The organism is uncultured Maritalea sp. (assembly GCF_937139385.1).
GTDB classification, from domain to species: domain Bacteria; phylum Pseudomonadota; class Alphaproteobacteria; order Rhizobiales; family Devosiaceae; genus Maritalea; species Maritalea porphyrae_A.
Genome location: NZ_CAKZPW010000415.1, coordinates 1 through 10,452, shown reverse-complemented (window position 1 = coordinate 10,452; position 10,452 = coordinate 1). Strand labels below are relative to the sequence as shown.

At 49.3% G+C, this 10,452-nt stretch carries 7 protein-coding genes; 1 reads left to right on the top strand and 6 read right to left on the bottom strand.

Features of this window, described 5'->3' with window-relative positions:
- From Q0231_RS16365 to Q0231_RS16340, 6 genes are all read right to left on the bottom strand, one after another.
- Positions 1–1,590: TRAP transporter large permease (locus tag Q0231_RS16365; protein WP_299349294.1), on the bottom strand; the 1,590-nt coding region annotated here is incomplete at its 3' end.
- Positions 1,590–2,279: a TRAP transporter small permease gene (locus Q0231_RS16360; protein ID WP_269393128.1), complete on the bottom strand. Its 690-nt coding sequence runs from the start codon at positions 2,277–2,279 to the stop codon at positions 1,590–1,592. The genes Q0231_RS16360 and Q0231_RS16365, both read right to left, overlap by 1 nt.
- 111 nt (positions 2,280–2,390) lie before the next feature.
- Positions 2,391–3,386, bottom strand: a complete 996-nt coding sequence (locus tag Q0231_RS16355; protein ID WP_269393129.1) for a DctP family TRAP transporter solute-binding subunit — start codon at positions 3,384–3,386, stop codon at positions 2,391–2,393.
- Positions 3,387–3,604: 218 nt separating this feature from the next.
- Positions 3,605–4,957 carry a sigma-54 dependent transcriptional regulator gene (locus Q0231_RS16350; protein ID WP_331283670.1) on the bottom strand — a complete coding sequence of 451 codons (1,353 nt, stop codon included), beginning with the start codon at positions 4,955–4,957 and terminating at the stop codon, positions 3,605–3,607.
- Positions 4,954–6,687, bottom strand: a complete 1,734-nt coding sequence (locus Q0231_RS16345) for an ATP-binding protein (protein WP_299349290.1) — start codon at positions 6,685–6,687, stop codon at positions 4,954–4,956. The genes Q0231_RS16350 and Q0231_RS16345 overlap by 4 nt, the downstream gene beginning before the upstream one ends.
- 54 nt (positions 6,688–6,741) lie before the next feature.
- Complete coding sequence (locus tag Q0231_RS16340) at positions 6,742–7,899, bottom strand: site-specific integrase (RefSeq protein WP_299349288.1); 1,158 nt, start codon at positions 7,897–7,899, stop codon at positions 6,742–6,744.
- Positions 7,900–8,739: 840 nt separating this feature from the next.
- Between Q0231_RS16340 and Q0231_RS16335 the strand changes: the two genes are divergently transcribed.
- Positions 8,740–10,452: DUF4214 domain-containing protein (locus Q0231_RS16335; RefSeq protein WP_299349285.1), on the top strand; the 1,713-nt coding region annotated here is incomplete at its 3' end.

The window sequence follows — 10,452 nt, the reverse complement described above, 5'->3', positions numbered from 1 at the left end:
CGCATAAGGCAGTGCGGTTGAAAGCGCTGGCCAATATGTAACAATGACCAAGAACACCATCAAAACCGCCACGAATGGCAAGGCCGCTTTGACCACTTGCATCAAACTCATGCCCGTTATCCCGGAGGTCACGAACAGGTTGAGCCCAATGGGCGGTGTAATCATGCCGATTTCCATGTTCACCACCATGATGATCCCCAAATGGATTGGGTCAACGCCCAACTCAATAGCGATAGGGAACACAACGGGTGCCACGATCAACAACAAGCCAGATGGCTCCATAAATTGCCCGCCGATCAACAACAATATGTTGACCGCGATGAGGAACGTGAACCAGTTAAAGCCAGCGCCCAACATCAATTCAGTGATGGCTTGCGGAATACGCTCTGACGTCAAAACATGGGCAAACAGCAAGGCATTGACGATGATGAACATCAACATCAGCGTTGTTTTGGATGCATCCACCAACACTTTACGGGTGTCATTGTGGAACATGGCCGTTGGGAATTTGCCAAAGATCATGCCAAGGTTGCGGCCCCAAATCGGCAGGCCTGCAACAAGGTGAGAGGGTACCCGCGCCAAGCTGCCTTCAGGATCACGCCAAATCGTATAAGCGATCATAGCCGCAACGCCAGCCCCAAGGCCTGTCCAAAACCGAACAGTGAAACCAACCGCTTCGCTGTCGCCAAAAGCAAAGAATGAAAGGGTCATCCAAAGCCCGAACAAGGAAATGCCATAAACCGTTGCTGAAAAACCGATACGGGTTTTGCTTGGCGCGTCTTCTGGCACCCAAGGAATATCTTTAAGCGGACCCATATCGCGGTAGACAAAAATGGCAATGAAGAAGGCATAAATCGCCGCAACCGCGGCCGCTTCTGTTGGGGTGAATACACCCCCATAAATGCCGCCGATAATGATGACGATCAGAAACAGGCCCCAACCGGCTTGCTTGCCGCCTTGTAAGATTTCGCCGTAACCCTTCCAGGGTTCAGCTGGCAATTTCTTGATGCGCGCAACCACATAAATGGCCAACATCAACATGGCACCTGCCACAAGCCCTGGGATCACCCCAGCCAAGAACATGCGACCAACAGAAACATCCGTTGCTGCAGCATAAACCACCATCACAATCGATGGGGGGATGAGAATGCCCAAGGTACCCGCATTGGCGATAATGCCCGCCGCGAATTCTTTTGAGTAACCCACTTGCATCATGCCTGCGATGGCAATCGTGCCAATGGCCACAACGGTTGCGGGTGAAGAACCCGACAAAGCCGCAAACATCATACAGGCCAAAACAGAAGCCATGGCTAACCCGCCACGGAAATGGCCGACCGCTGCAATGGCAAAGCGGATGATGCGTTTTGCAACGCCGCCGGTTGACATAAAGGACGCCGCCAAAATGAAAAACGGGATCGCCAACAAGGTGTAATGTTGGGCAGAGTTAAACAATTGCAGTGCCACAGATGACATAGAGTCGTGCGACAAAAACGCGATGACGATGATAGAGGACAACCCAAGCGAAACCGCAACCGGCACCCCAAGGAACAAGAGCCCGATGACCAGGGCGAAGAGAATTGTTGCAGCCATTATGCCTGCTCCCCTTTCAAGACGTCTTTGTTTTCAGCAACCAGATCTTCAGCTTCATGGCCCGCAATAATTAGTTCGCGCTCGCCGCGAATTATCTGGATCATGGCTTGCAGTGATCTGAACGCTAAAAGCCCCAACCCGACGGGTAAGATCAAATAGGCCATCCAGCGCTTCACGCGCTCTTCAAGCCCCAAGGGTTCTGAAATCCATGTTGGATATTTTAGGTCTTCAAGGCCAAGCTGGAGTTGATACATTTTAGACCAATAAACAACCGCGCCGCCTTTTGAAGTGACGCCAAAAATTTTCATCCAATCAACCGAGATCAGCATAACCGCATAGAGCAGTGTGGCCGCCGCGCCAAAAATCGCCACATAGCGAAGGCCTTTGCCCGGCAACATGCGGATAAAGGCGTCTACACCCAGATGTGAGCCCATTTTGACGCCATAGGACATGCCAAACAGAATGAGCCATGCAAAAATGATCCGCGTCAACTCAAGCGCACCGCCAAAAGTGGTGTTGAACCCGTAGCGCATAACAACTTGCACAAATGAGATGATGGTGATCAGCGCCAAAAGCGTTGCAAGAATGTTTTCTTCTAATCGCGTTACCGCGCTTTCCCAGCGCCGTTCGGCTAAAAAAAGCGCAAGAATGAGCAGTCCGGTGCCCGCATAAAGCCAGGTCGCAGCCATTGTCTTTCCCCAAAAAAATCGAAATTACGATGCTTCATGCTGGGCATCGTGCCAGACTTGGGACCGGAGCGCGAATTTCGCGCTCCGCCCTTGTGTATAACTCAGATGAGTTTACATGCCTGCAGCAACGGCCGCATCGATAACATCTTGACCGATACCGTCTGCAAATTGTGCCCAAACTGGCTTCATAACATCAACCCAAGCTTGACGTTGTTCAGCTGTAAGTTCACGCACAACGCCACCTGCAGCCACGATGTTCTCGCGCGCCTGTTCGTTCAATGCTGTTGCTTTTGCGTTTGCCGCAATAACTTCTTCATTGAAAATAGTCAGGAATTGCTCACGAACCGCTGGATCAAGTCCATCAAGCCACTCTGTTGAAGTGATCGCAAGATATGTCAAAAGCTGGTGGTTGGTTACAGTCACACCGTCTTGTACTTCAAAGAATTTCTTTGAGTAGATGTTTGACCAAGTGTTTTCTTGACCGTCAACAACGCCTGTTTGCAACGCGCCATATACTTCAGCAAAAGCTAGTTTTTGGGCAGAACCGCCCATAGCTTCAATCATTGCCACAGCAACATCAGATGTTTGCACGCGGAATTTCAAACCAGCTGCATCAGAAGGTGCAATCAAAGGCTTTTTGGCTGAGAAGTGCTTAAGACCATTGTAGATGTAACCAAGGCCAACATAGCCTTTGTCATTGATCGCGTTCAGCAAATCTTTGCCCACTGGACCTTGCGTGAAGTTGTTTACCGCATTCATGTCTGAGAACAGGAATGGCAAATCAAACACGCGGTATTTTTCGGTGAAGCTTTCAAATTTTGACAATGATGGTGCAGCCACTTGAACGTCGCCCAACAGCAATGCTTCCATTACTTTATTGTCGTCAAACAATGTTGAGTTGGCAAACACTTCCATGCAGGCAGTGCCGTTCATTTCTTCATTGATACGCGCCGCAATCGCTGCTGCTGCTTCACCTTTTGGGTGACCAGTTTCTGCCGTTACGTGGCTAAATTTAATAACGATCTCACCGCTATCGCAGTTCGCAAGAGCTGGTGATGCCATAAGACCTGCGGTTACCGCAGCGCCTACGAGTAGTTTCTTGAACATCGATGTTCCTCCCCAAAGGATGTTTGAGATTTGAACGGTATTATTACCGCTCCTCGCTTCTTACATAGCAAGGGACGTGCCAATATCGGGATGCGCCATAAAACTGTTATTTTTCAATGGATTGACTATTGTTCTGCAATCGCATGGAATGCGCGATACCCGTTTGTGGGTGGAAACCTACACAATGAAATTCATACAATGTGTCGAAATCGACACATCTAATCTTGTTGGCTTGGCACCAAAATATTGTGTTTTTTCATTTTTTCGTAGAGCGCCTTGCGGGAAATGCCAAACGCTTCATAGGTGGATTTAAGGGAACCCTCGTGTTTGGCAATTTCGCTTTCAATTAGCGCTTTTTCGTAAGCTGCCATTTTTTCGGGCAATGTGCTTTCAGAAAAGTCAAACGTTGCAACATCTTCATTGGGCAAGCCAAGTCCCATGCCCAACACAAACCGATCCGCCGAATTGCGCAATTCGCGCACGTTGCCCGGCCAATCGTAGGCATGTAGCTGGGCAATAATTTGCGGGGTGACTTCTGGGATTTCTTTGCGGAAACGCGCCCTTGCTTGGCGCGCCAACCGATAAAACAACATCAAAATATCTTCGCCTCGTTCGCGCAACGGTGGCAAGTCAATCGTGGCCACATTCAAGCGAAAATAGAGATCTTGGCGAAACTCGCCCGTTGTGCTGGCTTGGGCCAAGTCAACTTTACTGGCCCCAACGATCCGGATATTTAAGGGAATAGTTTTGTTGGAGCCCAAACGTTCTAGCGTGCGCGTTTCCACGACCCGCAACAATTTAACCTGCACATCAAGCGGCATGGATTCAATTTCGTCCAAAAACAGGGTGCCGCCATTGGCATATTCAATTTTGCCGATCCGCTTTTGTGTCGCCCCGGTAAAGGCGCCGGCCTCATGACCGAATAATTCGCTTTCAATAATCTCTTTGGGCAAAGCGCCACAATTGACCGCCACAAAGGGTTTGTCTTTGCGCTCGCTATGGTCGTGCAGCGCCCGCGCCACCACATCTTTGCCCGCGCCCGTTTCGCCATTAATCATTATGTCAATGTCGGCGTCGCCAAGCATGACCACCTGCTGACGCACACGCACCAATTGCGCAGATTTGCCGATTAATGTCTCATCTAGCAGACCCTCTGCGTCAATTTCTTCCCGCAGGATCCTATTTTCCAAAACAAGTCGGCGCTTTTCGAGTGCCCGCGAAACCACAGCTGAAAGCTGATTGGGTGGGAACGGTTTTTCGATGAAATCATAGGCCCCGTCACGCATGGCACTCACCGCCATAGACACATCCCCGTGCCCGGTGATGAAAATTACCGGAATGGCGGGATCAATTTCCATCACCCGCTTCAAAAACTCTTGCCCCGTCATGCCCGGCATACGCACATCAGAAATGATTGCGCCATGGAATTGCATGGAAACAGAAGGCATGGCAGACGCCGCACTGGCAAAGGCCTTAACGTTCATACCGTCCAATTCAAGCGCCTGCAAAAGTGCATGGCGAAGGTCATTGTCGTCGTCAATCAACAGCACTTGGGGTGAAGATATCGTCACTTAGGCTTGTCCTTCTTGGCGTGGGGTAGTTTTACATAAAAGGCTGCGCCGCCCAATTTGGAGGCCCCCAGTTCAATTTCGCCCCCAAAGTCGTGCACAATATTGTAGGCAATGGAAAGCCCCAATCCCAAGCCTTCACCCACTTCTTTTTGGGTCACAAAGGGGTCAAATATTGTCTCCCGATCTTTTTCACTTACCCCAACACCAGAATCTTCCACGGCGAAAACCACATTCGTATCATCATCGCTGACCGTTAATTTCACCAATTGATCTTTGCTTTCAGCCGCCGCATCAATGGCATTGCTCAACAGATTGACCAAAACTTGCGAGAGGCGCAAACTGCCGCCCCGCACGCTCAATTCAGGATCAACTTCACTTGCCAAAACCTGCACTTTTTTGTCCTTGGCGTGTGGTTCGACAAGCGTCATAGATTCCTTCAAAAGCCCAGCAACCAAAACATCCCGCTGGCTGGTGCCCGGTTTGCGCGCAAAAGACTTAAGAGTTTTGCTCAATTTGGCCATGCGCTCTGTCATGGATGAAATGCGGGTGAGATTTTCCTGCGCGGCGTCCTCGCGAGATTGATCCAGAAAAGCATGGGCATTGTCCGCATAAGCGCGGATCGCCGCAATTGGTTGATTATATTCGTGGGAAAGCGCGGCGGACATTTGCCCGATGGACGCCAGCTTTGCTGACTGCATCAGTTCTGTTTGGGCTTGGCGCAAGGCCGCCTCCGCCAATATACGCTCATCATACTCATTGCGCAGTTCTTTTGTGCGTTCGCGTACTCTTTGCTCAAGCTCCCGGGCGGTTGCTTGTTCTGCGGCCAATCGGATCACCCCGAGATGGCGACGTTGCAGCAAAACAAAAATCATACCCCCAACAACTATTGCGGAAAGCATAATGATCAGGATCGACTGTTCTTTGGCGACAGCGACGGGGGCATAATCTTCAAGCACATTCAAATGCCAATCCAAAAGGTGCAAATATTCGCTGCGCGCTAAAAATTTGATCTCATTGTCTGCCCCTACAACCGTTACCATTTCGCTGGTTTGTGGATAGGTTCGCAAAATTTGTGCGGGCAGGCTGCCGGCCAATTGGTTGCCAACGATCTTTTGTCCAAGTCGGTTGGTCACAAAAATGGGTTCACTCAAGAGGCCCCACGCATCACCCAATTCCAGCAAATCCACATAGACAACAACAATGCCGATGACCTCATCGTTCCAGGTGACACCATGGGAAAAGCCATAGGCACTCGACCCATTGCTGGTCAGCAAAGTTGCCCGTCCCAATCGTCCTTCTGCCCCGGCTCGGATAAGGCGCTCGTCGATAATTTGTGGCGCAAATCCTTGGTTGGTGGATTGTGCCAAAACCGTTCCGTCTGGGTGCGCGAATTGAACATTTGCTGCCCCGGACAAACCAGCAAACTGAACCACCAAACGCTGGGCGGTTGATTGTTTTAGCTTTTGATTGTTGGTGCGGAACACCATAGCCACATTCGGCTGGCGCGCCACAATGCCGGTGAGCAGCCGGAATTTATCAAAAATGCCGTTGATGGTTTCCCCCTGCAGGGCCAGCACTTCATCAATTTCAGCGTTTAGCCGTTGGCGTTCTCTCGCTTCGGTCCAGGGCACGCCGAAATATAAGGTCGCCAACGTGCCAACACTCACCAAAACAATGAGCGTGAATATCTGTAGGCGGAAGTTTTTCAAAAACGGATCAATTGCGCTCATAGCGCGACTATCTAATGGGCCATGGGGCTAAGTCAATTGCACAATTAGCTTAGCCTAAGCCGACTTCAAAATTGAGCCAACTACGTTCACCGCGCTTGACAGCGTCTCGTCAGAAAGATGGGCATAGCGTTCGGTGGTCTTAATGTGAGCATGACCAAGCAATCGCTGCACCTCATAAAGTGAGCGGCCCGAGTTCACCAAAAAACTGGCGAATGAGTGGCGCAAGTCGTGCATGCGCACATCGGCAAGCCCGGCGCGTTTTCGGGCTGTATCCCATGCATAAAAGATCGTTCGAAATGGCTTTGCTGTTTCAGGGTTGGGGAACAAATAAACCGATTTCCCCTTAGATTTTAGGCCGCAAAGCAATTCAATCGCCTCATCGCTTAACGGCATTTTGCGTGCCTTACCAGATTTTGTGATCGGGATAATCCAAATACGATTGTTGAAATCAAAATCGGCCCATTGTGCGTCCAAAACCTCACGCTTGCGCGCCCCGGTGAGCAACAAAAGACTAACGATCGGCTCTAGCGCTCTATTGGGCGAGCGCCGGATCTCAACGAATAATTGGTTGACCTCATCCATGGTCAAAAAGCGCTGTTTTTCATTATTCAAGCGGAACAGCTCTACCCCTGCCGAAGGGTTCTTTTCAAGGCCAGCCACCTGCCATTTGGCGGCCAAATTATACATGTAGCGCAGCACAATCAGCCCCCGATTGGCCGAACCAGGCGCATAACCAAGCGCACAAAGGCCGTGGTGGAATTTTGAAATGTCAGCCGTTGTGACCGCATCCATACGCTGGCGACCAAACACGGGCGCTATGTGATTGCGGTAAAGGCTCTCGTCGCTTTTCCAAGAGCGTTTGTAGCCCTTAACAAAGGGCAAATAGCGTTCGGCAAAAAAGGTGTCGAACATTGGCACTTGCCGCATGGCCTTGCGCTCAGCGTGTGGGTCTTCCCCCAATGCCACCTTAGACATGACCTCGATTGTGCGCTGGCGAGCAGCGTCCAAATCAATAACCCCGGCGTCGCCGATTTTGATATTGCGCTGATCCCCATAGTGGTCACGATAACGCACATAGTACGTCTTTCCCCCACTATTGCGCGCTTCCAGCACCAAACCTTTTACTCGGCTATCCGAATAGATAATCTTTTGCTTATCTTGCGGACACTTGCACTTTCTTACAAAAACTCGCGTTAAACTCGTAACTGGCATTTTTTACATATTTCTCATTCATAGAACACTACAAACTCTTCCAAAAATCTCACAATTACTACGCAAAGCCCGCCCCAAGCGCCCAAAAAGGCACTCCACACCTGTTATGCAACACAGGTCGTAGACAAAACTTTGGAGTAAAAATGCGCTAATTGCCTGCAAGAAGGCGATAACCTATTCGTATCGCTGATAATTTTCCTGCAGCGCCCAAAAAGCAAAAATAGATGGGAAAATCTGATAGGCCACCTATCTCGCATTTTCACATATGTTTCAACACTATATCATTGAACAGACTTCTCCATTTTGTGCACAATTGCAGTATTCTTGTGACTCAGCGACAAATTTTGTCAGCATAATTTAAAAATCGAATAGCAACAGACCAGCAAAACTCATCCATTTATTATCAACATAACTGTTAGTCTCACCTAACAGTCTGGTACGTAATTCCTATAATACTGTAGTTATATTTAACTACTTAGAATCAACTACAGCAGAATCCAAACATAAATCTGGCTTTAAATCGGGTTATATCAGGTTTTTTGAATGTCGTCATAACCCAATTGGGTCAAGTAAGCCTACTTACGCCAATCCTTTAGTTTCTCTCCAACAGGCGTTGTTTAGCGCTTGTTTGACAGCAGCTAAACTGGCTGGTCGCGCTCTGCCGCGGCTTGCCGATATTCACCTGCTGAAAACTACCTCCAAGAATGTCTCTAGCCATGCCCTTTGCAGCCCTGCTGCTTTGGGCGGCTTTTGGCAGCTTCGGCAGGTTGGGAGTGTGTTGAACAAACTGATTGTTGGCACAGCATCTAAAACCAAGACCATTGGGAAGGGAATTATCTAATGGGCGCTAAAGAAACAATTACCCAGATTTACGTGGGCTATTATGACCGGGCACCGGATCCAGACGGTTTGAACTACTGGATCGGTCGTTTAAATGCAGGCATGACCGTTGCTGAAATTGCACAGTCATTTTCTGTTCAACCTGAATCAACTGCCAAGTACCCATATTTGGTGAACCCACTTGTGGTCTCTGCAGAGTCATTCATCGTATCTATCTACCAAAACCTGTTCAACCGCGCACCTGATGATGCGGGTAAAGCCCATTGGCTTGCTGAACTTGCCGGTGGTAAAGCTGTTGGCCAGATGATCATCGACATCATTTCAGGCGCCACAGACAGCGCTGCAGGCAATGATGCGACAACAATGGCTAACAAGGTGGCTGTTGGTGTTGATTGGGCAGAAGACACAGCCCTGCTTTCAGGCTTCGATTATGAGAACAATGCTGCTGCAAAAGCCAACGCAGCCTCTGTTCTTGACAGCGTTGACGATACGGACGCTTCAGTGACTGCTGCAAAGGCGGCGACTGATACTTTTGTTGCTGGCGGAAGCACCGAGTTCAAGCTCACTAACGACGTTGATGTTGCAACAGCAAATATCTTCGTTGCGAACCGAGTTTACGATCCAGAAGGCGACGACCAAATGAACTCGTTGCAAGACGACGATGTTCTAACGGGTACTGGCACCAACCCAACCTTGAACTTCAGCTTCGTAACAGACACCCAGACTGGTGACTATGACGTTTCCCCTACATTAAATGGCATCGAGACTGTCAATGTAGCAGCTTCGCATTCAGGCGCTGTCCTCCTTGATTTACAAGATGCCACTGGTGTAAAAGCTGTCAACATTACTCGCATGGATAACGATGTTACAATTGACAACATTCAGGCCCCTTTGGCTGATATGTCTGTGTCCAAATCCAATGAAACTAACAATAGTGCATCATTTTTGTTTGACGATGCGGCTCTTGCAGGAACTGCAGACGAAGGCAATGTAAAGCTAAATGACGCTGAACTCGTATCACTTGTTGTTCAGGAGCGCGGCACAGCTGATCAGGGTTATGAAACGCTGAACGTTATGTCAAATGGCAGCGCGAACTCAGTTGGCACACTTTGGGCTGAAGATCTTAAAACACTAAAGATCACTGGCGACAAAGACCTTAAGTTGGGTGCTGAAGGAAATGTGCTTAATGGCACAACGACTGAAGCTACATCTTATACTATGGGTCTTGGCAATGTTGCTGGTTCCTTGCAAACTGTTGATGCCACTGGCCTTGACGGAAGCTTGAACTTTGTAATCGCCAATGAACTGAACGCAACTTTGGACAATACATCAGGTGTGGCTGTTCAGTTGGACGTTAAAGGCGGCACAAAAGACGACAAATTTGTGATTGCTTCTGGTTCAAGCATTGACGGCGCTGCGTCAAACACCGACAAAATTGATGGTGGTGACGGCACTGACACGCTTGTACACCTTGGCGGTGCTGCAGCAGCGATCGTTGCCCCAACAGCGGGTGCAAACCTAACAAGCGTCGAGGCCCTTGAAATTCGGACTGGCCACGATGACGCTGGTGCGATCGCTGAAGTCGCTGATGTTGTTACTGTTGACGCCGATGCCTTTGATTCACTTGCTAGCATTTTTGTACGCAACGAAGGCAACGGCACGCACACTGTAACAGGTGTACCGAACTCTTCTAAAGTTGAAGCAATGACTGTT